The sequence below is a fragment of the Sphingomonas sp. ACRSK genome, assembly GCF_022346685.1.
Taxonomy (GTDB): domain Bacteria; phylum Pseudomonadota; class Alphaproteobacteria; order Sphingomonadales; family Sphingomonadaceae; genus Sphingomonas; species Sphingomonas molluscorum.
In genome coordinates this window covers 184,982-209,158 of record NZ_JAKRNR010000001.1, presented here as the reverse complement: position 1 = coordinate 209,158, position 24,177 = coordinate 184,982, and the positions used below count along the sequence as shown (strand labels likewise).

Below are 24,177 nucleotides of genomic sequence, written 5' to 3'. Positions count from 1 at the left end.
CATTGCTATGCGGTTGGTGCGCGACCGATCGGCATGCCGATCGCCCGGGCTTTCCCCCCGACTGCGTCACCGACCGGTATCGCACCCCGGCGCGGCACAACGCCACGAAACAGTGGAACTCCCATCGCCGCGGCAGGAGATCGAGTCAATCAGCGAAGATCGTCTCAGCGGCGAGACGTTGTGCATCTGCGACATTCACCTCGACCACCCAGAGGTCGGGATCGCTACGCCGACGCCGCTGCCAATAGTCGATCACCGCCCCTGTATCTCCGTCCTGGGGCCCCACCGGGACGATCGCACGACGGCCGTCCGGGCCATAGCCGCGCTCGAACAGCTGGGAGGGGCCGCCGCGTTGCTCGACCAGCAGCAGCACGATTCCCGAGTCGCGGTCGCCGCGTGCCAGCACCATCGCGCTTCCCCCCGCCTGGTCGACCAGCCGCACCAGGGCGTTGACCGCAAGGGCGGTCGGAAGACGGTCGCTCACGCGGCCCGATAGCCCGGCAGGCCCGCAAGCGGGATCTGCGAGCGCATGAAGGTACCCGTACCCCGCGCCGCCTCCTCGCCATCAGGGCCGATCAGCCGGGCATCGGCAACGAACACGCGACGCCGGCCGCTGATCCAGCGTCCCTCGGCCACTACCGGCCCCGCGCGCAGGGGACGGGTGAGCAGCAGGTTGAACGCGGTCGTAAGCAGGAAGCGGTCGGTGACCAGGCTGTTCGCAGCATAGAAGGCCGCATCGTCGAGCATCTTGAAGTAGCTCGTGCCGTGCGCGGCGCCGGCGGCGTGATAATGGGTTTCCTGGATCTCGAAGTGGATGCGGGCCAGGCCGCTCTCCGGAATCTCTAGGCGGGACTCGAAAAGGTGGTTGATCGGCGCGGCCGCGTAGAGCGACTCGAGCGCACGAAAATGGGCTTCCGCACCGGTCGGATCAGGCGGCGTCACGCGCCTCCACTCCGGTCAGCAGCGCGTACAGCGCGTCGGAGGAACCGGCGCCCCGCAGCTTCGCGCGGAAGTCGGCGTCCCGCAGCGCCCGCGACACGCGCGCCAGCGCCTTCAGATGCTCGGCACCTTCGCTGGGCGAGAACAGTGCAAAGACGAGGTCGACCGGCAGGTCGTCGACGGCCGCGAAGTCGATCGGCTTGGCCATCCGCACGAACACGCCGACCACCGAACCAAGACCCTGGATGCGGGCATGGGGGGTCGCAGTACCGTTGCCGAACCCAGTCGATCCCAGTCGCTCGCGATGCGTCAGAAGATCGCACGCCGCGCGCGCGTCCACGCCGGGCACGGTCGCAGCGACCGTGCCCAACTGCTGGAACAACGCCTTCCGGTTCGCGGCTGGCACGCCGGCCAGCACGCGATCGGGCGTCAAGAGATCACTGAAGTCGATCATCAGGCGACTGGAATCTCCGGCAGCCCTCAGGCCGCGCGGTTGGGCTCGACCCAGCCGATCGTGCCGTCATGGCGCCGATAGACCATGTTGAACGCGCCGGTGCCGCTGTTCTTGAACAGCAGCGCGTTGGTGTTGCGCAGGTCGAGCATCATCACCGCGTCGGAAACGCTGGCATCCGGCACGTCGACCCGGGTTTCGGCGATGATCAGCGGTGCGTCGGCCTCTGCCTCTTCCTCGGCCTGGTTGCCGCCGAAGACGGTATAGCCGGCGTTGTCGAAGTCGTCATAGGCGCCCGCCTGGGCGAGGGCAGTGGCCTCCACCGCGTTGCGGTCCTTCAGACGGCGGCTGTAGCGGCGCAGCTGCTTTTCGATCTTGTCGGCGGCGCCGACGAAGGCACCCTGCGCGTCCTGGCCCGAGTTATGCCCCTTGAGCACCAGACCCTGGGTGACGTGCGCGACGATGTCGCAGGTGAAGCCGTTGTCATGGGGCCCCTTGCCGAAGGTCGCCGTCGCGGAGATCGCGCGCGCGAAATATTTGTCGGCGATGCCCTGGAGGCGCTCCTGGACCAGCTGCTTCAGCGCGTCGCCCGTGTCGACCTGATGCCCTGAAACCCGGATGTCCATACTTCTCTCCACTTATTGAACCGGCCTAGGCACAGTGCCCAGACCCGTCAACCAGCCGCCCCGGCAAGCCACAACGGCTGTTTGACCGTCTCTAGAAACGCTGCATGGGCCGCCAGTTCCGCATCGCTCGCCGCGAAAACCCGTGGCGGGCGCACCTTCGGCGCTGCGACGACGATGGTTTCCTCCACCTGCGGCGCTGCCGAGGCGAGCCCGAGCCCGATCTGGCGCCCCCCCATCAGTTCGACATAGACCTGCGCCAGAAGCTGAGCGTCCAGGAGTGCGCCGTGCAGCACCCGGCGGCTGCGATCGATCCCGAAGCGGACGCACAGGGCGTCGAGCGTATGCTTGGCACCGGGATGGCGGCTGCGCGCGATCAGCAGCGTGTCGACCATGCGGTCCATCAAGATCGCCGAGCGTTTGCAGAGGCCGAGCTCCCCATTGAGGAAGCCGAAATCGAACGAGGCGTTGTGCGCGATCAGCGGACTGTCGCCCAGGAACTCGAGCAGCGCGTCCACGCCCGCGTGAAACGCCGGCTTGTCCGCAAGAAAGGCGTCGGAGAGGCCGTGCACCGCCTGCGCCTCGGCCGGCATGGGTCGACCGGGGTTGAAATAGGCGTGGAACACCCGGCCGGTCTCGACCCGGTTGAACAGCTCGACACAGCCGATCTCGACCAGCCGATCGCCGCCTGAGAAGCTGAGGCCCGTGGTTTCGGTATCAAAGACGATCTCGCGCATCGGACCGCTATTCCCCGTACGAACCGGACAGGCAAGCGATCACGCGGTGAACCGCAGCCCGGGTATCGGCGAGCGGAACGTCCGTCGGGATGACGAAATCGGCGCGGGCGCGCTTCTCGGCATCAGGCAGTTGGCGCGCGAGGATCGCCTCAAGTCGCGCGGGCGTCATGCCGGGGCGCGCCAACACCCGCTGCCGCTGCACCTCGGCGCTCGCGCTCACCACCGCCACCTTGTCGACATAGGCTTCGCCCCCGCTCTCGTAGAGCAGGGGAACATCGAACAGCAGGATGGGCGCCGATCCATGATCGCGGACAAAGGCGGCCCGTTCATCGGCGACCGCGGGGTGGACGATCGCCTCCAGCCGGCGGAGCGCCGCCGGATCGGCGAGCACCGCTTCCCCCAGGGCCGTGCGATCGACGCCCTCCGTCCCGGTCGTGTCGGGGAACGCTGCCTCGATGGCCGCGACTAGGCGCCCGGCCGGTCCCTGCAGCCGGTGCACGGTGGCATCGGCGTCGAACACGGGAATACCGGCCTCGGCAAACATCACCGCCACCGTCGACTTGCCCATGCCGATCGAGCCGGTGAGGCCGAGGCGGATCATGCCAGCAGCAGCGCGCGCAGCTCCTCGTCCCGCTCGCGCGGGGGCTGGGCGTCGAACAGGATCTCGAACGCGAGCGCCGCCTGGCCCACCAGCATCTCCAGCCCGTCGACCGTTTCCAGCCCGCGCGCGTGCGCGGCGGTGAGCAACGGCGTCTCCAGCGGCGCATAGACGATGTCGTAGACCACCGCGTCTTCGGGCAGGGACGCGAGATCGAGGTCGAGCGGCGGCTGTCCCGTCATGCCCAGGGCACTGGCGTTCACCAGCAGCTTGGCGGCGGGCACCGGCGCCGAAAGCGGCAGCGCATCGCCCTTCAGGCCGAAGCTGGCGAGCAGGGCCGCGCCCTTGAGCGGGCTGCGGTTGAGCAGCGTGACGCGGCCGACATTCAGCTTCGACAGCGCGAACAGGATCGCGCGCGCCGCACCGCCCGCGCCGATGACGCACACTGGGGCGCCTTCGAGCGGGAGCTCGGCGATGGGCGCGTAGAAGCCACCCGCGTCGGTGTTGGTGCCGACGAGGTGACCGTCTCCGTCGCGAAATACCGTGTTGATCGCGCCGATCGACTGGCGAACGCCGCCCCGATCCTCGACATGGTCGAGGGCGGCGGTCTTGTGGGGCAGGGTGATGTTGCAGCCGCGCCAGGCGGGATCGGCACGGCGCGCGTCGAAATAGGCCTTCAGTCCCTCCGCCTCGACGCGGGTCGCGCGATAATCGCCTTCCATGCCGAGCGCGTCGAGCCAGAAGCGGTGAATGCGGGGCGACTTGGAATGGGTGATCGGGTCGCCGATCACCTCGGCATAGGGTTGCGTCACGACAACAAGACTCCTCTGTCCCGCAGATAGGCGGCGAGCGGTAGCAGCGGCAGGCCCAGGATGGTCCAGTGATCCCCGTCGATGCGATGGAACAGCTGCGCGCCCATGCCCTCGACGCGATAGCAGCCGACGCAGCCCGAGATCGCCGGCCACTCCGCGTCCAGATACGCCTCAATGAAGGCATCGCTCAACGCCCGCACGTGCAGGCGCGCGTGGCCGATGTGACGCCAGACGGGGCGCCCGCCCTCGACGATCACCGCCGCGCTGTAGAGATCATGCTGGGCGCCGGAGAGTCGCCGCAATTGCGCGGCCGCGTCGTCCCGATCAGCAGGCTTGTCGAGCAACCCGCCGTCCGGCGCGGCGACGACCGAGTCGGCACCGAGCACCAGCCCGCCGGAGACGCGGGTCGCCGCGCGCATCGCCTTCAGTTCGGCAAGCGCATCGGCGAAGTCGCGCGCCCCGAGCCCCTCGGCCGCGAGCGCCGCCTTGGCCGCCTCCTCGTCGAGACCATTGGCCACGGCATCGTGGGCGATCCCGGCCGCAGCGAGCATCGCCCGGCGCGACGCGCTTTGCGATGCGAGCACCAGGCGTGGAGCGTCCGTCATTGCCGCTCCCCTTTGCGTTCCTGATAGAGGGTGATGATCGCGGCCGCCGTTTCCTCGATCGAACGCCGGGTGACGTCGATCACCGGCCAGCCATTGTCTGCGAACATGCGCCTGGCGAACGCGATTTCGCGCGAGACCGAGTCCTGTTCGACATAGTCGGTGTTCGCGGCCTGGTTGAGCGACAGCAGCCGGTTCCGCCGAATCTGGATCAGCCGGTCGGCACTGGTGGTGAGCCCCACGATCATCGGATGCTTGAGCGAATAGAGCGCCGGCGGCGGCGGCGATTCCACCACGATCGGGATGTTCGCGGTCTTGTAGCCCCGATTGGCGAGATAGATGGAGGTCGGCGTCTTGGAGGATCGCGACACGCCTGCCAGCAGGATGTCGGCCTCCTCCCATTCCTCCCACAGCACGCCATCGTCATGGGCGATGGTGAACTGAATCGCGTCGACGCGCGCGAAATAGGCCGCGTCGAGGATATGTTGCCGCCCCGGACGCGCTTTCGCCTCCTGCCCCAGCAGACTGGACAAGGCATGGCTGACGCCATCGAGCGGCGCCACCGCCGGCAGGCCCATCACCCGGCAGCGCGCCTCCAGCGTCTTGCGGATCTCCGCGTTGACCAGCGTGAACAGGACGATCCCCGGATTGTGGGCGATCTCCTGCAGGATGCGCTCGAGGTGCGTCTGGCTGCGCACCATCGGCCAGAAGTGCCGGAGCGTCTCGACCCCGTCGAACTGCGCCAGCGCCGCCTTGGCGATGTTCTCAAGCGTCTCGCCCGTCGAGTCCGACAGAAGGTGCAGGTGCAGCCGCATGGCTCAGCGGGACAAGGCTGTGGACAACATGGGGATAAGCGCTAGCGCAACCCGAACACGGGGCCAAGCGGCGCAATCCGTCCACATTCCCCCGGATTCGTCCACAGCTGCATCGACAGCCGCCGGTTCCATCACCAGCCTGTGGATAACGTGGATAGCTGAATCCGAATCTGAGGGCCTGCGTGAGTCTGCCCACGTCAAGCTGTTGGCAATTTGAGGACAGAGGCATAAACCCCAGCATCCCCACGCCAACAACCTCCACCTCCTTCATTCTTTGAATCTTCTTTTCTGTAGAGGCACGACGCTGACTCAGATTCCGACGCCCAAGCCGCTGCTCGAGACCCTGCGCGGCAATCGCCAGGCCATTCCCCCGCTGTGGCTCATGCGGCAGGCCGGGCGGTACCTTCCCGAATATCGAGCGCTGCGTGCGGAAAAGGGCGGATTCCTCGACCTGGTGAACGACAGCGAAGCAGCCGCGGAAGTGACTCTGCAGCCGCTGCGTCGCTTCGGATTCGACGGTTCGATCCTGTTTTCCGACATCCTGGTGGTGCCGAACGCGCTGGGGCAGGACCTGTGGTTCGAGACCGGGGAGGGGCCGCGACTGGCTCCCAGGATCGACCGGGCGACGCTTTCGTCCCTGCAACCGGCACCTGAGCGGCTGGAGCCGGTCTATGGGACGGTGCGGCGCGTAAAGGCAACGCTCGACCCGGCGGTGACCTTCCTGGGCTTTGCAGGAGCTCCCTGGACGGTCGCGACCTACATGATCGCCGGGCAGGGCAGCCGGGAGCAGGCGGAGGCCCGGCGGCTTGCCTATCTCGATCCCGAGCTGATGACGGCACTGGTGGACCGGATCGTCGCGCTCACCACCGACTATCTTTGCGCGCAGATCGAGGCCGGGGTCGATGCCGTGCAGCTGTTCGACAGCTGGGCCGGGAGCTTGTCGCCCGAGCAGTTCGAGCGTTGGGTGATCGCCCCGACCACCCGCATTGTCGAAGCCGTGAAGGCGCGCCATCCCGAGACGCCGATCATCGGCTTTCCGAAGGGCGCGGGGGGCAAGCTCGTCGCCTATGCCGAAGCGACCGGCGTCGATGCCGTCGGGCTGGACGAAACCGTCGACCCTGTCTGGGCCAATGCCGCATTGCCGCGCGATCTTCCGGTGCAGGGCAACCTGGATCCGCTCGCCCTGATCGCCGGCGGCGAGACGCTGGACCGGGCGGTCGACCGCATCCTGGCCGCCTTCGCCGATCGTCCGCACATCTTCAACCTGGGCCATGGCATCCAGCAGGACACGCCGATCACCCATGTCGAGCAGCTCGTGGCACGGGTTCGCAGGAGCCAAGCATGACCAACTTCCTCGGCGCCGCCTATCTCTGGGTGAAGGCCGCGCACGTCATCTTCATGGTGTTCTGGATGGCGGGACTGTTCATCCTGCCGCGCTACCTGGTGCATCACCAGGAAGGCCTCGACGACGCTGCCGAGCGGCCGCGCTGGGTTGCCCGCGAGGCGAAGCTGCGGGCGATGATCCTGACGCCCGCGCTGGTGGCGGTATGGCTGCTGGGCCTGGCGCTTGCTGCCAACGCCGGACTTTTCGACGGTCAGCCGGGCCTGGGCTGGCTGCATGCGAAGCTGCTCTTCGTGCTGCTCCTGACCGGTTACCACGGCTGGGCGGTCGGCTACACCAAGAAGCTGGCGGCGGGACGGCCCACGCTCGCGTCCTCGCGCCTGCGCATGCTCAACGAAGTGCCGGCGCTGCTGCTGGCGGTGATCGTCGCGCTGGCGGTCGTGAAGCCCTTCTGATCCTCCCGGGATCGTTTCGGCGGACAGGCCGCGCTGCCGATCGCAGCGCGCCTCCGTCCTTGCTTGACTTGGGCACAGGGCGCACCTAACTCGCGACAACGAGCGGTTGCCCTCCGGCACTCGCGCGTCCTCCTCCAGCATCGTTTCGCGCCTTCCCTTCTCGCCGATCGACGCTCCTCCCTTATCCGCATCAACGCCACTCGGATCAGCTCCATGCACCTCAAGGACCTCAAGAAGCACGCGCCCGCAGACCTCGTCACGATGGCGGAGGCACTAGGTGTCGAAGGCGCGTCGACGATGCGCAAGCAGGACCTGATGTTCGCGATCCTGAAGGCGCAGGCCGAGAATGGCGACCAGATCATGGGCTTGGGCACGATCGAGGTGCTGCCCGACGGGTTTGGCTTCCTGCGCTCGCCCGAGGCGAACTACCTCGCAGGTCCGGACGACATCTATGTGTCGCCCAACCAGGTTCGCAAGCACGGCCTGCGCACCGGCGACACGGTGGAAGGCGAGATCCGCGCCCCCAAGGACGGCGAGCGCTATTTCGCGCTGACCAAGCTGGTGTCGGTCAACTTCGACGATCCCGATGCGGTCCGTCACCGCGTCAACTTCGACAACCTCACGCCGCTGTACCCCGAGCAGAAGCTGACGCTCGACCAGCTCGACCCGACGTCCAAGGACAAGTCGGCGCGCGTGATCGACATCGTCGCACCGCAAGGCAAGGGGCAGCGCTCGCTGATCGTGGCGCCGCCGCGCGTGGGTAAGACGGTGCTGTTGCAGAACATCGCCAAGGCGATCACCGATAACCACCCCGAAGTCTTCCTGATCGTGCTGCTGATCGACGAGCGGCCCGAGGAAGTGACCGACATGCAGCGCTCGGTGCGCGGCGAAGTCATCTCCTCGACCTTCGACGAGCCGGCGACCCGCCACGTCCAGGTGGCCGAGATGGTGATCGAAAAGGCCAAGCGCCTCGTCGAGCACAAGAAGGACGTCGTGATTCTGCTCGACTCGATCACGCGCCTGGGCCGCGCCTACAACACGGTCGTGCCGTCGTCGGGCAAGGTGCTGACCGGCGGTGTCGACGCGAACGCGCTGCAGCGCCCGAAGCGCTTCTTCGGTGCGGCGCGCAACATCGAGGAAGGCGGTTCGCTCTCGATTATCGCGACCGCGCTGATCGACACCGGCAGCCGCATGGACGAGGTGATCTTCGAAGAGTTCAAGGGCACCGGCAACTCCGAGATCGTGCTCGACCGCAAGGTTGCGGACAAGCGCATCTTCCCGGCGCTGGACGTCGGCAAGTCGGGCACCCGCAAGGAAGAGCTGCTGGTCGACAAGGCCAAGCTGTCGAAGATGTGGGTGCTGCGTCGCATCCTCATGCAGATGGGCACCATCGACGCGATGGAGTTCCTGCTCGACAAGATGAAGGACTCGAAGACCAACGAGGACTTCTTCGACTCGATGAACCAGTAAGCGCTCCTTTTTTTGACAAGCGGACCGGCCCGCCGGCCGACCGTCACCCGATGGGTTCGGTCGGCTCGCGGGCCGATCGCGTTTTTGGCGCACGCCGGCGCCTGGCGACGACGAATTGTTACGAACCATTGCTGGAAAAGCCGGCGCCTGTCGTTCGGACTAGGCGCTCGCAGAGCCGCAGACTAGGATTTCGCAATGCTAGACCTTCTTTCGCACCTCAGTGTGGCCGCCACGGCGGTTCCAGCGGGGCCGGGCTCCCCGGCCGAGATCTGGAACCACATCATCTCGGACTTCAGCAACATCGGCTCGCCGTCGGCGCTGTCGGCGTTCCTGCAGGTCCTGATGATCGACGTGGTGCTCGCTGGCGACAACGCGATCGTCGTGGGCGCGCTGGCGGCCGGTTTGCCGGTGGCACAGCGCAAGAAGGTCATCCTGATCGGCATCATCGCCGCGCTGGTGCTGCGGATCGCCTTTGCGCTGGTGGTCAGCTGGCTGCTCGGGATCATCGGCCTGATCTTCGCAGGCGGCGTGCTGCTGCTGTGGGTGGCCTGGAAGATGTGGCGCGAGCTGCGGCCGGCCGGCGGCCCGGGCTCCCCTGAAGTCTATGGCGACGAGACGGAGAGCATCCGTCCGGCGAAGAGCTTTGCGGCAGCGGCCTGGGCGGTGGCAGTCGCCGACGTTTCGATGAGCCTCGACAACGTGCTCGCGGTGGCCGGTGCGGCGCGCGATCATCCAGGCATCCTGATCATCGGCCTGCTGCTGTCGGTCGCGCTGATGGGCATCGCCGCAAACCTCATCGCCAAGTACATCGAGCGCTATCGCTGGATCGCCTATGTGGGGTTGGCGGTGATCCTCTACGTTGCGGTGAAGATGATCTACGAGGGCATCACCGATCACCATATCGGCCTGCTCCAACTGTTCGGTTGAGTGGCCGAGACTGGAAAAGAAGGAGAGGGGCGGCCGTGGTGGCCGCCCCTTTTTCGTTTCAGGCGAGCGCCTGAGCGAGGAAGGCGGCGGTCCGACCGTCTGCCAGGCGCGCAGCGGCATCGGAGCGACGGTCGCCCAGCTCGGTCGCGAAGCCGTGATCCTCTCCCGGATAGTCGTGCAGCGTGACCTTGGGGTGATCGTCGAGGCCGGCGTGCATCGCCGCCTGCACTTCCGCAGGAACGAAGTGATCCGCTCCGGCAATGTGCAGCATCAGCGGCCTGGCGATGGCGTGCTTCTCACCAAGCAGTCCGTCGATGCCGACAGGATAATAGCCGACGCTCGCATCCACGTCCGTGCGCGCAGCCGTCATATAGGCGAGCCGACCGCCCAGGCAGAAGCCGATCGCACCCACCTTGCCGCCGGAAACGAGCGTTCGCGCCAACCGGATCGTTGCCTCGATGTCCGCAATGGCGGTGTCCTGATCGAACTGCCCCATCAGATCGAGCGCATGCTGCATCTGCTCCGGCACATCGGGATTGAGGTCCACGGCGGGCGCGATCCGCCAGAACAGATCCGGAGCGACCGCCAGATAGCCCTGTTCCGCCAGACGGTCGCATTTGGCACGGATTCCGGCGTTCACGCCGAAGATCTCCTGGATCACGACGATCGCTGCACGCGGCGTTTCTGCCGGATCGGCGCGGTAGGCGGTGAACTGGCTGGTGCCGTCGAGCGTGTCGATGGTGATCGTTGCCATGGAGGCTCCTTTGGTTCGAAAGATGCGGCGTTTGCAGGGAAGCCTGCGTCCGGCGCATAGCAGCAGGACGCTAGGCAATGGCGCCGGGGCCCTCAAGCGGAGACAGCCAGTGAAGATCAACGTCGAGGTGGATTGCACGCCGGAAGAGGCGCGGCGGGCCATGGGCTTGCCGGACTTCACGCCGGTGCACGAGCGCTATGTCGCGATGCTGAGCGAGTCGCTCGAAAAGGGGGCGAGTCCGGAGATGCTGGACACGCTGATGCGCCATTGGGCACCGATGGGGGAGGCCGGCATGAGCTTCTGGCGCAAGATGTTCGAAACGGCGAGCCGATCCGGCTGAGCCGATGGATACGATCTTTGCGGTATCGAGCGGCCAACCCCCGGCCGCGATCGCGCTGCTTCGGATTAGCGGCCCGAATGCCGTTGCTGCGGCGGAGGCGCTGGCCGGCACGCTGCCGCCACCGCGCCGCGCAGGGCTGCGGGCGTTGCGCGACCCGGCCGATGGCGGGTTGCTGGATCGTGCGCTGCTGCTGTGGTTCCCAGGACCGCACACCGCGACCGGCGAGGACCTGGTGGAGCTGCACCTGCACGGCGGGCGTGCGGTGGTGCGGGCGGTCGAGGGATGCCTTGCCCGCCAGCCCGGACTGCGCCCCGCCGAGGCGGGGGAATTCACGCGGCGTGCGCTTGCCAACGGCCGCCTGGATCTGAGTGAGGCCGAGGGGCTGGGCGACCTGCTGATGGCCGAGACGGAGGCGCAGCGGCGTGCGGCGCTTGCCACTGCGGAAGGCGCGGTTCGGCGGCAGGTGGAGAGTTGGCAGGATCGGCTGCTGATGCTCGCCGCGCAGGTCGAGGCAATGCTCGACCATGCCGATGAGGACGACGTTGCCGACGATATCGGCGCCCTTCAGGATGTTCGCTCAGGATGCGAGGCGCTAGGTGCCGAGCTGGCCGAGGTGCTCGCGACCCCTCCGGTAGAGCGTCTGCGCGACGGCATCCGCGTCGTGCTCGCGGGGCCGCCCAACAGTGGAAAGTCGACGCTGCTCAACGCACTTGCCGATCGCGAGGCGGCGATCGTTTCCCCGATCGCGGGTACCACGCGCGACCGCATCGAAGCGGCGGTGGTGCGCAACGGGATCGCCTGGCGGCTGACCGATACGGCCGGGCTGGCAGAGCGGACGGACGACCCGATCGAGCGGATCGGCATCGCGCGGGCGGAGGAGGCGATGCGCAGCGCCGATCTGCTGCTGTGGCTTGCCGACGAGCCGGCGCCAGCGATCGAAGGGGTGGAGGTGCTGGCGCTCCATCCGCGTGCCGACCTGCCGGGGCGGGCGGAGGTACCCTCGGGTCGCATCGGCCTTTCGGTCGCGCAGGGGTGGGGCATCGCCGAGCTCTGGGCGGAGATGGAGCGTAGGGCTCGCGGGTTGTTGCCGCGCGAGGACATGCTGGCGCTCAATCGGCGGCAGCGGGATCTGCTCCGCGATGCTGCAGATGCGCTCGGCGATGCTGCCATGCACCATGATCCGCTGTTGCTTGCCGAGGAGTTGCGCCGGGCACGCGCAGCGTTTGATCGCGTGACCGGCCGCGCGGATGTCGAGGGCGTGCTCGACGCACTGTTCGGACGGTTCTGCATCGGCAAGTGAGTGTTCCACGTGGAACGCTTTGACGGCTGCGCGGCGGCGCAGTAGCGCAAGAGCATGTCTCCATTCGATGTGATCGTGGTGGGCGGCGGGCACGCCGGCACCGAGGCCGCAGCCGCGGCTGCCCGTCGTGGCGCGCGCACGGCGCTGCTGAGCTTCGATCTCGCCAAGCTCGGGGCCATGTCGTGCAACCCCGCGATTGGCGGGTTGGGCAAGGGCCACATCGTCCGGGAGGTCGACGCGTTCGACGGGCTCATCGCGCGCGCGGCCGATCAGGCGGCAATTCACTACCGGATGCTCAACCGCAGCAAGGGTGCTGCCGTGCAGGGTCCACGCGTTCAGGCCGACCGTATTCGCTACGCGGCGGCGATCCAGGCGATGCTTCGTGCGCAGTCGAACCTGACCCTGATCGAGGGCGAGGCGGAAGAGTTGCTCGTGCAGCAGGGAAGCGTTGCCGGCCTGTTGCTTGCAGATGGTACGCGGCTGAGTGCGCGCGCGGTGGTGCTCGCGACGGGGACGTTCCTGGCCGGGCGGATCTTTCGCGGGGAAGAGCGCGAGGAGGGCGGCCGCGTTGGGGAACGCGCGGCGACCGTCATGGGCGTGCAGCTGCGCGACCTCGGGTTGCCGATGGAACGGTTGAAGACCGGGACGCCGCCGCGGCTCGACGGACGTACGATCGACTGGGCGGCGCTCGACGAACAGCCGTCGGATGCCGAGCCTTGGACCATGTCGCCGATGCAGTCCGGCCGGGTGCTGCCGCAGCTGTTCTGCGCGGTCAGCCGCACGACCGAAGAGACACATGCGATCATTCGGAGCGGTCTGGATCGGTCACCGCTGTTCAGCGGCGCGATCGGGGCGCCCGGTCCGCGCTACTGCCCCTCGATCGAGGACAAGGTGCATCGCTTCGGCGATCGGGACGGGCACCAGATCTTCCTGGAACCGGAAGGGCTCGACACTCCCTTGGTGTACCCGAACGGCATCTCGACGTCGCTGCCGGTCGATGTGCAGGAGGCGATGATCCGGAGCATTCCGGGGTTGTCGCATACCCGTATCGTCACCCCCGGCTATGCGGTCGAATATGATTATGTCGATCCGCGCGCCCTCGATCCGCGACTGGCCCTGGGGGCGATGCCGGGGCTCTTCTGTGCCGGGCAGATCAATGGCACCACCGGCTATGAGGAGGCTGCGGGGCAGGGGCTGGTCGCCGGCGCCAACGCTGCTGCCTATGCTTGTGATTTGGCGCCGCTGCTGCTCGATCGCGCGTCCAGCTACATCGGCGTGATGGTCGATGACCTGGTGCTCCAGGGTGTGAGCGAGCCCTATCGTATGCTCACGGCGCGCGCCGAGTATCGGCTGACCCTGCGCGCCGACAACGCCCCGACACGTCTTTCAGCAATCGCGGAGGCGGCGGGTCTGTTGGGACCGGAGCGGCTCGCCTGGGTACGTGCCCGTGCCGCGGGGCGCGCGGAGCTGGAACAGTGCTTTGACACGCGACTGTCGGCTAGCATGGTTGCAGCGAATGGCGGGCAGGTGAGCCAGGACGGTGCCGTGCGCAGCGTTCGCGAATGGCTGCGCTTCCCCGGCGTCACGCTTGAGCAGTTGCTGCCGGAGGGGCTTGAGGCAACTCCCGACGCGCTGCTCGCCGAAGCAGTCGAAGACGCGCGCTATGCCCCGTACATCGAGCGGCAGCAGGCGGAGCTCGCGGAGATGCGGGCCAACGACCACATCCATCTACCCGAAGGCTTCGGCTATGCGGCGGTGCCCGGACTGTCGGCCGAGATGGTGCAACGTCTGTCGACCGCCCGACCCACGACGCTTGGCGCCGCGTCGCGCGTGCGCGGGGTGACGCCGGCCGCGCTTGCTGCGGTGCTGGTCCATGCCCGAAAGGTGGTTGCGTGATGACCGAAGACGAAGCCCGCAGCTGGTTCGCCGACCGCTATGACGCCACGCGCGTGGAGCGCGTCGCGCGCTTTCTGGAGATCGTGCGCGAGGAGAGCGGGCGGCAAAATCTGGTGGCCGCATCCACGCTTCCGAATCTGTGGTTCCGCCACGGCTTGGACTCCGCGCAGCTGGTCGAACTGGCCGAACGCAGGGAAGGGCTCTGGATCGACATCGGCACGGGGGGCGGTTTCCCCGGCATGGTCGTGGCGATCCTGCGCGACTCGCCCACGCTGCTCGTCGAGCCGCGGCAGAAGCGGGCGAGCTTCCTGCGGGACGCTGCCGATGCGCTGGGCCTGTCGAATGTTCGGGTCGAACAGAAGCGGGCAGAGAGCGTCGCGCCGCAGCCACCGGCGGCGATCGTCAGCGCGCGTGCGGTCGCAGCACTGCCATCATTGTTCGGCGGTGCGGCGCACCTGACCGATCGAGATACGCTATGGCTGCTGCCGAAAGGGCGATCGGCACGATCCGAGGTGGAAGCCTTAACCGGTTCATGGCAAGGTCTGTTTCACGTGGAACACAGCCTCACCGATCCGGAATCGCTCATCGTGATTGCACGCGGGATTACCCCAGCATGATCTGCATCACCATCGCCAACCAGAAGGGCGGCGTCGGCAAAACGACGACCGCCATCAACGTCGGGACGGCACTCGCCGCCACGGGACTGCGAGTCCTGCTGCTCGACCTCGACCCGCAGGGCAACGCCTCGACCGGGCTCGGCATCGGCCGCAACGATCGTGAGCGATCGACCTATGACCTGTTGCTCGGCGATACGACGCTTCAGGAAGCGGCGATCCCGACCCAGGTTCCGCTCCTCGACATCGTGCCGGCGACGGTCGATCTGTCGGGTGCGGAGATCGAACTGATCGAGTTCGATGCACGCACCCACCGCCTCGATCGCGCGCTGCAACGCGGTGGCGAGCGCTGGGACGTGATCCTCGTCGATTGCCCGCCTTCCCTGGGGCTGCTCACCGTCAACGCGATGGTGGCGGCGCATGCGCTTCTCGTGCCGCTGCAATGCGAGTTCTTCGCGCTGGAAGGATTGAGCCAGCTGCTCACCACCGTCGAGCAGATCCGTGGCCGCTTCAATCCGGGCCTGTCGATCCTGGGCGTCGTGCTGACGATGTACGATAGGCGTAACCGCCTGACCGACCAAGTATCGGACGACGTCCGCTCGGTGCTCGGCAAGGTCGTGTTCGACACGGTGATCCCGCGCAACGTCCGCCTGTCGGAAGCACCCAGCCATGGCATGCCGGCGTTGATCTACGATCACCGCTGTGCTGGTTCCGAAGCCTACATCGCCCTGGCACGCGAAGTGATCGGTCGCCTGCCAAAGCTCGCGGAGGCCGCATGACCGACAACACTGCACCCGCCCGCAAGCCGCGCCCGGGTCTTGGCCGCGGGCTGAGTTCGCTGCTGGGAGACAGCACGCGCGAGGCGCCGGTCTCGGGCGTGGAGCGACAGCCGAGCGGCGTCCGGCTGCTTCCCGTGACGGCGATGGTCCCGCACCCCGATCAGCCGCGGCGGCACTTCGACGAAGCGGCCCTCGATGATTTGGCCGCCTCGATCGCGTTGCGCGGCCTGATCCAGCCCATCGTCGTGCGACCGCACGGCAAGGAATATCAGATCGTCGCCGGCGAGCGCCGCTGGCGGGCGGCGCAGCGAGCCCGGCTGCATGAGGTTCCGGTGCTGGTCCGGGAGCTGAGCGACGCAGAGACGATGGAAATCGCTCTCGTCGAGAACATCCAGCGGCAGGATCTCAACGCGATCGAAGAGGCGGATGCCTATCGCAAGCTGATCGGCGAGTTCGGCCATACCCAGGATGCGCTGGCGAAGCTGGTGCACAAGTCGCGCAGCCACATCGCGAACCTGCTGCGGCTGCTCGACCTGCCGGCACCGGTGCAGCAGCTGGTGGTGTCCCAGCAGCTGAGCATGGGCCACGCCCGCGCGATCATCGGTGCGCCCGATCCGGAAGCGCTTGCGGATCGCGTGATCGCCAAGGGTCTATCGGTGCGCGAAACCGAACGGCTCGCCCGCGAAGCCAAGCCACAGCCGCTCGGCGGCGCGCAGCCGCGGGGCAGCCGGGGCGGTGGCAACGCAACCGACGGAGACGCCGACATCCTGGCGCTCGAGCAGCAGCTGGGTGACGCGCTCGGGCTCAACGTGCGCATCGCGCATGGGGAAAAGGGTGGCACGCTGACGATCAGCTATTCGACTCTCGATCAGCTCGACATGGTCTGCCAGCGGCTGAGCGGTGACGTGATCTGAGGCGGTTCGCCTCAGCCTAAGCTTATAGCTGGTGGCCGGTGCGATCGCGTTTGGTGGCGAGATAGCGTTCGTTATGGGGATTGGGCGGGAGCGCATGGCGCACGCGCTCGGCGACCGTAACCCCGGCGGCCTCGAGCGCGGCAACCTTGGCCGGATTGTTGGTCAGCAGGCGGATCTGCCGCTGGCCGAGCAGCTGGAGCATGCGTCCGGCGGTGCGGAAATCGCGGGCGTCGATGGCGAAGCCCAGCCGCGTGTTGGCGTCCACCGTGTCAAACCCCTGGTCCTGAAGCGCATAAGCACGCAGCTTGTTGACCAGGCCGATGCCGCGTCCCTCCTGGCGCAGATAGAGCAGGATTCCCCAGCCACTCTCCGCAATCGCGGCGATCGCCGCGTCCAGCTGGGGACCGCAGTCGCACTTGAGGCTGCCGAGCGCATCCCCGGTCAGGCATTCGCTGTGCAGTCGCACCAGCGGCGGCTGACCATCGGGCGTGCCGATCAGCAGCGCGATATGCTCGCCGGGCGACTCCGGCGTCCGGAAGGCGACGATCTCGGCCATCTCCGCACCGGCAACCGGCAGGCGCGCGCGGGTGGCAATGGCGAGCCGGGCGGGATCCTCATGCGCTGCGACGTCCGCGGGCGTCACGGCTTCCGCGCCGGTCTCCTGGCCTAAACGAAGGAAGAAGGCGGGCAGCACCCCCGCCAGCCGCGCGAGCTGCAACGCGGTCTGCGCGGCATCAGGCGAGGGGAGTGGGATCGCGTGGAACGGACCCTTGAGGGGAGTTGCAAGGTCGAGCTGCGGATCGGCGAGCGCGGTCGCGGCCGCGAAGTCGAGCCAAGGTGCGCGGTCAACCAGCACCGGCGAATCCGGAACGGCGGCGTCGCGCTGGTTGGCGAGCTTCAGCGTGCCGGCGCGACCGGCGGAGAGCAGTACGGACGCGGTTGCATCCGGATCAAAGGCGGCGAGCCGCAGCGGGTCGGCGGTCTCGATTGCCAGCACGGTGATGGCTGCCTCGGCGCCGCGGATCGCAACGGGCCAGCCCCGACGCAGCGCGTCGATCGCGCGGGCAACGGCGCGAGGGTCGGTCAAAGCGCAAACTCGGTGAGGATCGGGATATGGTCGCTGGGCTTCAGCCAGCTGCGGCAATGCTCGAACACCTTGTGGCCGGTGGCCTTGGCAGCGATGTCGCGGCTCGCCCACATGTGATCGAGCCGGCGGCCGCGATCGGAGGCTGCCCAATCCTTTGCGCGATAGCTCCACCAGGTGAACAGCCGCTCGGGGGCCGGTGCGAAGTGGCGACCAAGGTCTACCCAGTCGTTCGCCGCCTGTAGGCGCGCCAGCGCCTCGATCTCGATCGGCGTATGGCTCACCACGTCGAGCAGTGCCTTGTGGCTCCAGACGTCGCTTTCGAGCGGGGCGACGTTGAAGTCGCCGACCAGCAGCGTGGGAATGCCGGACAAGCCTTCCGACCAGCGCGTCATCCGTTCCAGAAAATCGAGCTTCTGGCCGAACTTGGGGTTCACCTCCCGGTCCGGCACGTCACCGCCGGCGGGGATGTAGACGTTCTCGAGCCGAAGCCCGTTTTCCAGGCGCACGCCGATGTGCCGCGCCTCGCCATTGGCCTGCCAGTCGAGCCGGTCGTCCTCCACCAGCGGCACGCGGCTGAGGATCGCGACGCCATGGTGCATCCGCTGGCCGTTGATCGCGATATGGGTGTAACCGAGGGCACGGAACGGTGCGTGCGGGAAATCCTCGTTCACCACCTTGGTTTCCTGAAGACACAGGATATCGGGCGAAATTTCCCGCAGGAACCGCTCGACGATCTCCATCCGGAAACGAACCGAGTTGATGTTCCACGAGGCGATCGAAAGAGGCGCAGTCATCGCCCGCGATGTAGCGATGGGGACCGGAAGGCGCCAGAGCGCGGCGCGTTTGTCGCAGAAATGGAAAGGCCCTCGTTCCGGGGGCATGGAACGAGGGCCGACCTAGCGTTCGTCACGCAGGCAGGAATTGAGAACCCGGGCAACAGGGGGGAAAATCCCGGACGCGCCTCAACTCCGCAAGACACCCTCTAAAGGGTGAAAGCTGTCGCCAGAATGAATGGATCGAAAGAATTCGTTCAGCGGCGGTTGGTGCCGCGGCGCGGCTCGTTGAAGCGGAACGCGCTGTCCGCGACCGGCACGTTGAACCGCTGGTTGGACAAGCGGATCGTCGTGCGGTTGTTCTGCGCGTCGAGCGTCACCCAGCCCTGGAGCATCAGCCCGGCGGGTGCCGAGGCGTTGCGCGCGAAGATCAGGGTGATTCGGCCATATTCCGGATGCTTGGGATCATAGGCCTCGACGCTCACGACGCGGGAGTCGCTCTCCGGAAGCACGCGGGCATAGCGCGATGCGTCGCGCGACGGATCGAGCAGGATGCCGAGCGGCGAGTTCCCGATCGGCCAACGCTGCTTCTGTCCGACCTGATAATCCAGGAAGTACAAGGACTTGCCGTCCGACACCACCAGGATCGGCACGCCCTTCTCATATTGGAAGCGGATCTTGCCGGGCTTCTTGAGGGTCAGCGTTCCGGTCAGCACCTTGCCCGCGCGGTCGGTCTGGGTGAACGCGGCCGTCATCGAGTTGGTCTGCGCCAGATGCTGCTGCACGGTCGCGAGCGTGACAGGGGCCTGCGCGTGCACGGCGACGGGCGCGGCAAGCGCGATCGCGGCGGCGGGGGCGAGAAAGCGAATGGGTCGTCTCCAGATCATGGGGCCAGGATTAGGCGTGGGGGATTGAACGCGTCGTGAACTCGCCGGTTTCCTGGCGTTCAGCCGGATTGCCGCCGCCTCAGGCCAGTGGCCTGCCGTCCGGATCCATCAGCACCTCGCGCCGGCCGACATGGTCCGGACGCGAGACGAGCCCTTCCTTCTCCATGCGCTCGATCAAGCGGGCGGCCGAGTTGTAGCCGACGCGCAACTGGCGCTGCAGCCAGGAGGTAGAAGCCTTCTGGCTCTCGGCTACGAGCTGGCACGCCTTGCGATAGAGCTGGTCCTCGGGGCTGTCGTCGCCGGTGGGGGCACCATCCAGGCTGAAGCCGCCGTCCTCGCCGGGATCGTTGGTGACCGCGTCGATGTAGTCGGGCTCGCCCTGCGAGCGCCAGAAGTCGGCCACGGCCTGCACCTCGTCGTCGGACACGAACGGGCCGTGAACGCGCGCGAGCTGCTTGCCGCCGGGCATGTAGAGCATGTCGCCGCGGCCCAGCAGCTGCTCGGCGCCCTGCTCGCCCAGGATGGTGCGCGAATCGATCTTGGACGTGACGTGGAAGGAGATTCGGGTCGGCAGGTTCGCCTTGATGACGCCGGTGATGACGTCGACCGACGGGCGCTGCGTCGCCATGATCAGGTGGATGCCGGCGGCGCGGGCCTTTTGCGCCAGGCGCTGGATCAGGAACTCGACTTCCTTGCCCGCGGTCATCATCAGGTCGGCGAGCTCGTCGACGATCACCACGATCTGCGGCAGCGGCTGCAGGTCGAGCGTCTCCTCCTCGTACATCGGCTGCCCGGTTTCCGGGTGGTAGCCGGTCTGGACCTTGCGCCCGAGCTTCTGCCCCTTGGCCTTGGCGGCGCGGACCTTTTCGTTGAAGCTGCCCAGCGAACGGACGTTGACCGACGCCATCATGCGATAGCGGTCCTCCATCGTCTCGACCGCCCATTTGAGCGCGCGCACCGCCTTGGGCGGATCGGTCACCACGTCGGCGAGCAGGTGGGGGATGCCCTTGTACATGCTGAGTTCCAGCATCTTGGGGTCGATCATGATCATCCGGCACTGGTTCGGCGTCAGCCGGTAGAGCAGCGACAGGATCATGCAGTTCAGGCCCACCGACTTGCCCGAGCCGGTGGTGCCGGCGACCAGCAAGTGCGGCATGGGGGCCAAATCGGCGACGACAGGATCGCCGGCGATGTTCTTGCCCAGCACGATCGGCAGCTGCGCATTCTGGTCGGCGAAGCTCTGGCTCGCCATCAGTTCGTGCAGGTTCACCGTCTCGCGGCGCGCGTTCGGCAGCTCGATGCCGATCACGGTGCGGCCGGGGATGGTGGCGACACGGGCGGAGATCGCCGACATGTTGCGCGCGATGTCGTCGGCAAGCTGGATCACGCGGCTCGCCTTGATGCCCGGCGCCGGTTCCAGCTCATACATGGTGACGACGGGGCCCGGCGAGACCTTCACGATCGCGCCCTTGACGTTGAAGTCGTCCAGCACGCTTTCGAGCAGGCGCGCGTTGCGCTCCAATGCCGCCTTGTCCACCGAAGGGCCGCTGTTGGGCGGGGGCGGGGCGAGCAGCTCGATCGACGGCAGCTCGAAATTGTCTCTCAGGTCGAGCGACTGCTGCGTCGACTTGGGCTGCGCGGCCGGCGAGGGCGCGGCGACGCGGTCCTCGATCGTCGGCGGCGGGCGGCGTTCGGGCTCCGCGAGCTTGCGTGGGCGGGGCTCGAAGGGAAGGTCTTCGGCGTCGTCGGGATCGACCGCAATGCGGCGGCTGCCGGCGAGCGGCATCGCCTCTTCCTCGTCCTCGCCGTCGACCAGGTCCGCGGCGGCGCTGCGGCGGGGCAGGCGGAGCGCGCCGGCGGGCAGCTCGATCGTCATGCCGCGGCCCCACAGCACCACGCCTGCTACGCCGACCAGAAGGCCCACGACCCGCTGGGTCCACAGCACCGCCGTTGCATCGGGAAGGAACCCGATCAACGCCTGGAGGAGCGAGGCGAGCGACCAGCCGACCACGCCTCCCCAGCCGCCGGGGAGCGCCGTCACCGCCTCGTGCGAGACGAAGGAGAGGGCAGTGCCCATCAGCGCGACGCCCAGCACGCAATCGCGCAGCATCGCGCCCCAGCGGCCGACGGGCACGTCGCGCCACAGGCGGACCGCGATGATGATGCCGAGCGGAATCAGCAGCCCGACCGCCACGCCGAAGATCGTCAGCAGCAGGTCCGCGACATAGGCACCGGGTGCGCCCACGCGATTGCCGATGGTGGCACCGGCGGCGGTGTTCAGCGACGGGTCGCTCGGGTGATAGGTGACCAGCGCCACCGCGACGAGCAGCATCAGCACGAACAGCGCCGCTGCGCCGATCATCGCACCGCTGCGAACGGCCCCCGCGCGCATCGCGTCGCGCCACACCATCGGTTGCGCCTGGCTGGCCATGACCTTCTTCCCGCTCGAATATCTTAGAAAAACCGGCAAGATGCATCGCGCGCGCCGACTCCGCCGTCAAGGCGGCGGCAATCGGCCCGGCCCTTTGCGCGGGCGGCTTTCCGCACTACACCGGCGGCCATGCAGCAAGCGGACGTCCTTATCCTCGGCGGCGGACTGGTGGGCAGCACGCTCGCCGTCGCACTCGCCGCCCATGGCCTCACCGCGATCGTGATCGATCCCGCCGATCCGGCGGTGATCCTCGCCCCCGGCTTCGACGGCCGCGCCTCGGCGATCGCAAGCGCGAGTCATCGCATGTTCGAGGCGCTGGGCATCGCGCAGCAGCTGGAGGGCAAGGGCTGCCCGATCCGGGCGATCCGCGCGACCGACGGTCTGGCACCCGGCGCGCTCGACTTCGTTCCCGATGCCGACGCGCCGCCGCTCGGCGTCATGTACGAGAACAAGGCGATCCGCCGCGCGCTGCTGGAGGCGGCAGAGGCCGCGCCGGGCGTGGACCTGCGGATGCGCACGCGTGCGGTGTCGGTCGACCGGGGCCCCAACGGGGTGACGGTGGTGACCGACAAGGGCGATACGCTCACCGCGCCGCTGCTGATTGCGGCCGAGGGGCGCAATTCCCCGACGCGCGAGGCAGCGCGGATCCGGACGGCGCGCTGGAGCTATGACCATGTCGCGATGATCGCGACGCTCAACCACGAGCACAGCCACGAGAACGTCGCCTACGAGATCTTCTATCCGGCGGGTCCGTTCGCGATCCTGCCGATGAACGACGACGCCAACGGCCATCGTTCGGCGATCGTCTGGACGGTCGATGCCAAGGACGCGCCGGGGCTGCTCAAGCTGTCGGATCGCGGCTGGCTGGCCGAGGCATCCAAGCGGATGGGCGGGTTCCTGGGGCATCTGGGGCCGCTGTCGCCGCGATCGAGCTATCCGCTCGGCTTCCACCATGCCGCGACGATCACCGCCGACCGGCTGGCGCTGGTGGGCGACGCGGCGCACGGCATCCACCCGATCGCCGGACAGGGACTCAACCTGGGGCTGCGCGACGTGGCCGCGCTGGTGGAGGTGCTGGTCGAGGGCAAGCGGCTGGGCATGGACCTGGGCGACCCGCACCTGCTCAAGCGCTACGGCCATTGGCGCGGGCTCGACACGCTGGCGGTGGCGACGGCGACGGACGGGCTCACCCGGCTGTTCGGAATTCCCGGCAAGACCGCGAGCGCGGTGCGCCGGTTCGGGCTCTCCGCGGTCGATCGCATCCCGCCGCTCAAGGCGCGCTTCATGGCCGAGGCCCGCGGCGAGACGGGGCAGCTGCCGAAGCTGTTGCAGGGCGAGCTGGCCTGACACTGCGGTACCCGTGCTCCTGCGCAGGCAGGAGCCCAGAGCCACGAACGCAGCGATCAGTAACCCTGGGCTCCTGCCTGCGCAGGAGCACGGTTGGTTCAAAGGAGCGGCTACCGTTCCGCCGCGTCGCGTTGCTCGGCCTGTGCGGGCGCCGCTTGCGGCCGCGTCATGATGAAGCTTCCGCCCCAGGCGCCGGGTACCTGCCAGCTGCCGGTGATCTCGTCGCCTTCCGCGTTCACCGTCCCGCGATATTCGACAACGTCATAGTCCTCGCTCACGGGCGCGTAGAATTTGGTGAAGCGCACCGCCCGGCCATCGCGGGTGCCGTCGACCGCGGAGGTGAGGTGGCGCCCGACCAGGATCACCGCGTCGATCTCCTCGATGGTGCCGCCCAGCCGTCCGCCCGTGTCCGTGAGCGTCGCGCGGAAGCTGGTGGCCGGCAGATCCTCGGGATAGTTGAAGATGCCGAGCCAGACGCCGCTCAGGTCCGCGTCGCTCATGCGTCGAGCGGGCGGGCTTCCTCGACCAGCATGACGGGGACGCCGTCGCGGACGGGATAGGCGAGCCCTGCCGCCTCCGAGATGAGTTCCTGCGCATCCTCGTCCCAGCGCAGCGGCGTGCGCGTTACCGGGCACACCAGGATCGAGAGCAGCCAGGGGTCGAGCGTCTTGATCATTGCAGGGTCCTGCCTTCTTCGTCGCCGTGCCGGCCGAAGAACTGCATCAGCTGCACGATCAGTTCTGCGCGTCCCGACAGCGTGTCCGCCTCCAGCAGCGCCTGCTTGGACGCGGGATCGAACGGTGCGATCTGGGCGATGCCGTTCACCAGCGTCTCGTCGTCGAGGCGCGACACCGATTCCCAGTCGACCGCATAGCCCTGCACCTCGGCGAAGCGGCGGGACTCCATCTCCAGCGAGGCGCGCTCTGCGATCGCGAGCGTGCCGCTGGGCTGGTTCGGAAGCAGTTCCGCCTCCACCTGCCGGAATGGGGTCGCCACATCGAGCTCCTGGAGCACGCGGAAGCGCGCAAGGCCTTCCAGCACGATGTCGAAGCGGCCGTCGGGCAACGCCTCCACGTCGATGATCTGGCCGACGCAGCCCATGCCGAACAACGCCGGGCGCTCGCCGTCCCCGCGCGGCTGGATCATGCCGATCCGCCGATCGCGGGCGAGGGCGTCGGACACCATCGCCCGGTAGCGCGGCTCGAAGATGTGCAGCGGCAGGTGCATGCCTGGAAACAGCAGCGCGCCCGAAAGCGGGAAGATCGAGACGCGGGTCGCCATTCG

At 67.7% G+C, this 24,177-nt stretch carries 28 protein-coding genes; 11 read left to right on the top strand and 17 right to left on the bottom strand.

What is annotated here, in order from left to right:
* Positions 1 to 145: 145 nt before the first annotated feature.
* Genes MHZ35_RS01070 through MHZ35_RS01030 form a run of 9 tightly spaced genes read right to left on the bottom strand, consistent with a single transcriptional unit; the run spans position 146 to position 5,577 of the window.
* A complete protein-coding gene (locus MHZ35_RS01070) occupies positions 146 to 484 on the bottom strand; it encodes a DUF1491 family protein (RefSeq protein WP_239433988.1) in 339 nt (112 codons plus the stop codon).
* Positions 481 to 942 carry a PaaI family thioesterase gene (locus MHZ35_RS01065; RefSeq protein ID WP_239433987.1) on the bottom strand — a complete coding sequence of 154 codons (462 nt, stop codon included), beginning with the start codon at positions 940 to 942 and terminating at the stop codon, positions 481 to 483. Before MHZ35_RS01065 ends, MHZ35_RS01070 begins: the two co-directional genes overlap by 4 nt.
* Positions 929 to 1,393, bottom strand: a complete 465-nt coding sequence (locus MHZ35_RS01060) for a PTS sugar transporter subunit IIA (RefSeq protein ID WP_239433986.1) — start codon at positions 1,391 to 1,393, stop codon at positions 929 to 931. The genes MHZ35_RS01065 and MHZ35_RS01060 overlap by 14 nt, the downstream gene beginning before the upstream one ends.
* Positions 1,394 to 1,419: 26 nt before the next feature.
* On the bottom strand, positions 1,420 to 2,016 hold the full coding sequence (gene hpf, locus MHZ35_RS01055; RefSeq protein WP_125960189.1) for a ribosome hibernation-promoting factor, HPF/YfiA family: 597 nt from the start codon (positions 2,014 to 2,016) through the stop codon (positions 1,420 to 1,422).
* Positions 2,017 to 2,063: 47 nt separating this feature from the next.
* On the bottom strand, positions 2,064 to 2,750 hold the full coding sequence (gene dnaQ / locus MHZ35_RS01050) for a DNA polymerase III subunit epsilon (RefSeq protein WP_125960190.1): 687 nt from the start codon (positions 2,748 to 2,750) through the stop codon (positions 2,064 to 2,066).
* A gap of 7 nt (positions 2,751 to 2,757) precedes the next feature.
* Positions 2,758 to 3,351, bottom strand: a complete 594-nt coding sequence (gene coaE / locus MHZ35_RS01045) for a dephospho-CoA kinase (protein WP_239433985.1) — start codon at positions 3,349 to 3,351, stop codon at positions 2,758 to 2,760.
* Entirely contained in the window at positions 3,348 to 4,160 is an 813-nt protein-coding gene (locus MHZ35_RS01040; RefSeq protein WP_239433984.1) for a shikimate dehydrogenase family protein, read from the bottom strand. Before MHZ35_RS01040 ends, coaE begins: the two co-directional genes overlap by 4 nt.
* Positions 4,157 to 4,765: a Maf family protein gene (locus MHZ35_RS01035; RefSeq protein WP_239433983.1), complete on the bottom strand. Its 609-nt coding sequence runs from the start codon at positions 4,763 to 4,765 to the stop codon at positions 4,157 to 4,159. The genes MHZ35_RS01040 and MHZ35_RS01035 overlap by 4 nt, the downstream gene beginning before the upstream one ends.
* Complete coding sequence (locus MHZ35_RS01030; protein WP_239433982.1) at positions 4,762 to 5,577, bottom strand: pyruvate, water dikinase regulatory protein; 816 nt, start codon at positions 5,575 to 5,577, stop codon at positions 4,762 to 4,764. Before MHZ35_RS01030 ends, MHZ35_RS01035 begins: the two co-directional genes overlap by 4 nt.
* A 304-nt stretch (positions 5,578 to 5,881) precedes the next feature.
* Here MHZ35_RS01030 and hemE point away from each other — a divergent pair, with 304 nt between their 5' ends.
* From hemE to MHZ35_RS01010, 4 genes are all read left to right on the top strand, one after another.
* Positions 5,882 to 6,922, top strand: coding sequence for a uroporphyrinogen decarboxylase (hemE, locus tag MHZ35_RS01025; protein WP_239434020.1), 1,041 nt, complete (start codon positions 5,882 to 5,884; stop codon positions 6,920 to 6,922).
* Positions 6,919 to 7,374, top strand: coding sequence for a CopD family protein (locus MHZ35_RS01020; protein WP_125960195.1), 456 nt, complete (start codon positions 6,919 to 6,921; stop codon positions 7,372 to 7,374). The genes hemE and MHZ35_RS01020 overlap by 4 nt, the downstream gene beginning before the upstream one ends.
* A gap of 213 nt (positions 7,375 to 7,587) precedes the next feature.
* The gene (rho, locus tag MHZ35_RS01015) at positions 7,588 to 8,844 is read left to right on the top strand and encodes a transcription termination factor Rho (protein ID WP_125960196.1); all 1,257 of its coding nucleotides are present in this window, start codon (positions 7,588 to 7,590) and stop codon (positions 8,842 to 8,844) included.
* 195 nt (positions 8,845 to 9,039) lie between these two features.
* Positions 9,040 to 9,771, top strand: a complete 732-nt coding sequence (locus MHZ35_RS01010; RefSeq protein ID WP_125960197.1) for a TerC family protein — start codon at positions 9,040 to 9,042, stop codon at positions 9,769 to 9,771.
* A gap of 58 nt (positions 9,772 to 9,829) precedes the next feature.
* Here MHZ35_RS01010 and MHZ35_RS01005 read toward each other — a convergent pair whose 3' ends face one another.
* The gene (locus MHZ35_RS01005; RefSeq protein WP_239433981.1) at positions 9,830 to 10,525 is read right to left on the bottom strand and encodes a dienelactone hydrolase family protein; all 696 of its coding nucleotides are present in this window, start codon (positions 10,523 to 10,525) and stop codon (positions 9,830 to 9,832) included.
* Positions 10,526 to 10,634: 109 nt separating this feature from the next.
* Between MHZ35_RS01005 and MHZ35_RS01000 the strand changes: the two genes are divergently transcribed.
* The 6 genes from MHZ35_RS01000 to MHZ35_RS00975 are packed head-to-tail and all read left to right on the top strand — an operon-like array spanning position 10,635 to position 16,368.
* Positions 10,635 to 10,865, top strand: a complete 231-nt coding sequence (locus tag MHZ35_RS01000; protein WP_132882964.1) for a DUF6489 family protein — start codon at positions 10,635 to 10,637, stop codon at positions 10,863 to 10,865.
* Positions 10,866 to 10,869: 4 nt separating this feature from the next.
* Positions 10,870 to 12,165 (top strand): tRNA uridine-5-carboxymethylaminomethyl(34) synthesis GTPase MnmE, encoded by a 1,296-nt coding sequence (gene mnmE, locus MHZ35_RS00995; protein WP_239433980.1) that lies wholly within the window; start codon positions 10,870 to 10,872, stop codon positions 12,163 to 12,165.
* Positions 12,166 to 12,219: 54 nt separating this feature from the next.
* The gene (mnmG, locus tag MHZ35_RS00990) at positions 12,220 to 14,061 is read left to right on the top strand and encodes a tRNA uridine-5-carboxymethylaminomethyl(34) synthesis enzyme MnmG (RefSeq protein WP_239433979.1); all 1,842 of its coding nucleotides are present in this window, start codon (positions 12,220 to 12,222) and stop codon (positions 14,059 to 14,061) included.
* On the top strand, positions 14,061 to 14,678 hold the full coding sequence (gene rsmG, locus MHZ35_RS00985; RefSeq protein WP_239433978.1) for a 16S rRNA (guanine(527)-N(7))-methyltransferase RsmG: 618 nt from the start codon (positions 14,061 to 14,063) through the stop codon (positions 14,676 to 14,678). Before mnmG ends, rsmG begins: the two co-directional genes overlap by 1 nt.
* A complete protein-coding gene (locus tag MHZ35_RS00980) occupies positions 14,675 to 15,454 on the top strand; it encodes a ParA family protein (protein WP_125960202.1) in 780 nt (259 codons plus the stop codon). The genes rsmG and MHZ35_RS00980 overlap by 4 nt, the downstream gene beginning before the upstream one ends.
* Positions 15,451 to 16,368 carry a ParB/RepB/Spo0J family partition protein gene (locus MHZ35_RS00975; protein ID WP_239433977.1) on the top strand — a complete coding sequence of 306 codons (918 nt, stop codon included), beginning with the start codon at positions 15,451 to 15,453 and terminating at the stop codon, positions 16,366 to 16,368. Before MHZ35_RS00980 ends, MHZ35_RS00975 begins: the two co-directional genes overlap by 4 nt.
* Positions 16,369 to 16,390: 22 nt before the next feature.
* Here MHZ35_RS00975 and ribA read toward each other — a convergent pair whose 3' ends face one another.
* From ribA to MHZ35_RS00955, 4 genes are all read right to left on the bottom strand, one after another.
* Positions 16,391 to 17,455, bottom strand: a complete 1,065-nt coding sequence (gene ribA / locus MHZ35_RS00970; protein ID WP_239433976.1) for a GTP cyclohydrolase II — start codon at positions 17,453 to 17,455, stop codon at positions 16,391 to 16,393.
* A complete protein-coding gene (locus MHZ35_RS00965) occupies positions 17,452 to 18,249 on the bottom strand; it encodes an exodeoxyribonuclease III (protein WP_239433975.1) in 798 nt (265 codons plus the stop codon). Before MHZ35_RS00965 ends, ribA begins: the two co-directional genes overlap by 4 nt.
* Positions 18,250 to 18,485: 236 nt before the next feature.
* Positions 18,486 to 19,115 (bottom strand): LolA family protein, encoded by a 630-nt coding sequence (locus tag MHZ35_RS00960; protein WP_239433974.1) that lies wholly within the window; start codon positions 19,113 to 19,115, stop codon positions 18,486 to 18,488.
* A 79-nt stretch (positions 19,116 to 19,194) separates the two neighbouring features.
* Positions 19,195 to 21,546 (bottom strand): FtsK/SpoIIIE family DNA translocase, encoded by a 2,352-nt coding sequence (locus MHZ35_RS00955; RefSeq protein ID WP_239433973.1) that lies wholly within the window; start codon positions 21,544 to 21,546, stop codon positions 19,195 to 19,197.
* 129 nt (positions 21,547 to 21,675) lie between these two features.
* Between MHZ35_RS00955 and MHZ35_RS00950 the strand changes: the two genes are divergently transcribed.
* Positions 21,676 to 22,893, top strand: coding sequence for a UbiH/UbiF/VisC/COQ6 family ubiquinone biosynthesis hydroxylase (locus MHZ35_RS00950; protein ID WP_239433972.1), 1,218 nt, complete (start codon positions 21,676 to 21,678; stop codon positions 22,891 to 22,893).
* A gap of 110 nt (positions 22,894 to 23,003) precedes the next feature.
* Here the strand turns inward: MHZ35_RS00950 and MHZ35_RS00945 are convergent, their stop codons facing one another.
* From MHZ35_RS00945 to MHZ35_RS00935, 3 genes are read right to left on the bottom strand one after another with little or no spacing between them, the layout of a single operon-like run.
* Positions 23,004 to 23,393, bottom strand: a complete 390-nt coding sequence (locus tag MHZ35_RS00945) for a hypothetical protein (protein WP_239433971.1) — start codon at positions 23,391 to 23,393, stop codon at positions 23,004 to 23,006.
* The gene (locus MHZ35_RS00940) at positions 23,390 to 23,569 is read right to left on the bottom strand and encodes a Trm112 family protein (protein WP_239433970.1); all 180 of its coding nucleotides are present in this window, start codon (positions 23,567 to 23,569) and stop codon (positions 23,390 to 23,392) included. Before MHZ35_RS00940 ends, MHZ35_RS00945 begins: the two co-directional genes overlap by 4 nt.
* Positions 23,566 to 24,174 carry an LON peptidase substrate-binding domain-containing protein gene (locus MHZ35_RS00935; RefSeq protein WP_132882952.1) on the bottom strand — a complete coding sequence of 203 codons (609 nt, stop codon included), beginning with the start codon at positions 24,172 to 24,174 and terminating at the stop codon, positions 23,566 to 23,568. Before MHZ35_RS00935 ends, MHZ35_RS00940 begins: the two co-directional genes overlap by 4 nt.
* Positions 24,175 to 24,177 lie beyond the last annotated feature (3 nt).

What these genes read in the sequence shown, in the direction of transcription:
- MHZ35_RS00935 (WP_132882952.1), bottom strand. Translation starts at nt 24,174, where the DNA reads ATGGCGACCCGCGTCTCGATCTTCCCGCTTTCGGGCGCGCTGCTGTTT.
- hpf (WP_125960189.1), bottom strand. Translation starts at nt 2,016, where the DNA reads ATGGACATCCGGGTTTCAGGGCATCAGGTCGACACGGGCGACGCGCTG.
- MHZ35_RS00965 (WP_239433975.1), bottom strand. Translation starts at nt 18,249, where the DNA reads ATGACTGCGCCTCTTTCGATCGCCTCGTGGAACATCAACTCGGTTCGT.
- MHZ35_RS01020 (WP_125960195.1), top strand. Translation starts at nt 6,919, where the DNA reads ATGACCAACTTCCTCGGCGCCGCCTATCTCTGGGTGAAGGCCGCGCAC.
- MHZ35_RS00975 (WP_239433977.1), top strand. Translation starts at nt 15,451, where the DNA reads ATGACCGACAACACTGCACCCGCCCGCAAGCCGCGCCCGGGTCTTGGC.
- MHZ35_RS01035 (WP_239433983.1), bottom strand. Translation starts at nt 4,765, where the DNA reads ATGACGGACGCTCCACGCCTGGTGCTCGCATCGCAAAGCGCGTCGCGC.
- mnmG (WP_239433979.1), top strand. Translation starts at nt 12,220, where the DNA reads ATGTCTCCATTCGATGTGATCGTGGTGGGCGGCGGGCACGCCGGCACC.
- MHZ35_RS00955 (WP_239433973.1), bottom strand. Translation starts at nt 21,546, where the DNA reads ATGGCCAGCCAGGCGCAACCGATGGTGTGGCGCGACGCGATGCGCGCG.
- dnaQ (WP_125960190.1), bottom strand. Translation starts at nt 2,750, where the DNA reads ATGCGCGAGATCGTCTTTGATACCGAAACCACGGGCCTCAGCTTCTCA.
- MHZ35_RS01060 (WP_239433986.1), bottom strand. Translation starts at nt 1,393, where the DNA reads ATGATCGACTTCAGTGATCTCTTGACGCCCGATCGCGTGCTGGCCGGC.
- coaE (WP_239433985.1), bottom strand. Translation starts at nt 3,351, where the DNA reads ATGATCCGCCTCGGCCTCACCGGCTCGATCGGCATGGGCAAGTCGACG.
- MHZ35_RS01030 (WP_239433982.1), bottom strand. Translation starts at nt 5,577, where the DNA reads ATGCGGCTGCACCTGCACCTTCTGTCGGACTCGACGGGCGAGACGCTT.
- MHZ35_RS00980 (WP_125960202.1), top strand. Translation starts at nt 14,675, where the DNA reads ATGATCTGCATCACCATCGCCAACCAGAAGGGCGGCGTCGGCAAAACG.
- MHZ35_RS00945 (WP_239433971.1), bottom strand. Translation starts at nt 23,393, where the DNA reads ATGAGCGACGCGGACCTGAGCGGCGTCTGGCTCGGCATCTTCAACTAT.
- MHZ35_RS01010 (WP_125960197.1), top strand. Translation starts at nt 9,040, where the DNA reads ATGCTAGACCTTCTTTCGCACCTCAGTGTGGCCGCCACGGCGGTTCCA.
- rsmG (WP_239433978.1), top strand. Translation starts at nt 14,061, where the DNA reads ATGACCGAAGACGAAGCCCGCAGCTGGTTCGCCGACCGCTATGACGCC.
- rho (WP_125960196.1), top strand. Translation starts at nt 7,588, where the DNA reads ATGCACCTCAAGGACCTCAAGAAGCACGCGCCCGCAGACCTCGTCACG.
- mnmE (WP_239433980.1), top strand. Translation starts at nt 10,870, where the DNA reads ATGGATACGATCTTTGCGGTATCGAGCGGCCAACCCCCGGCCGCGATC.
- MHZ35_RS00940 (WP_239433970.1), bottom strand. Translation starts at nt 23,569, where the DNA reads ATGATCAAGACGCTCGACCCCTGGCTGCTCTCGATCCTGGTGTGCCCG.
- MHZ35_RS01005 (WP_239433981.1), bottom strand. Translation starts at nt 10,525, where the DNA reads ATGGCAACGATCACCATCGACACGCTCGACGGCACCAGCCAGTTCACC.
- MHZ35_RS00950 (WP_239433972.1), top strand. Translation starts at nt 21,676, where the DNA reads ATGCAGCAAGCGGACGTCCTTATCCTCGGCGGCGGACTGGTGGGCAGC.
- MHZ35_RS00960 (WP_239433974.1), bottom strand. Translation starts at nt 19,115, where the DNA reads ATGATCTGGAGACGACCCATTCGCTTTCTCGCCCCCGCCGCCGCGATC.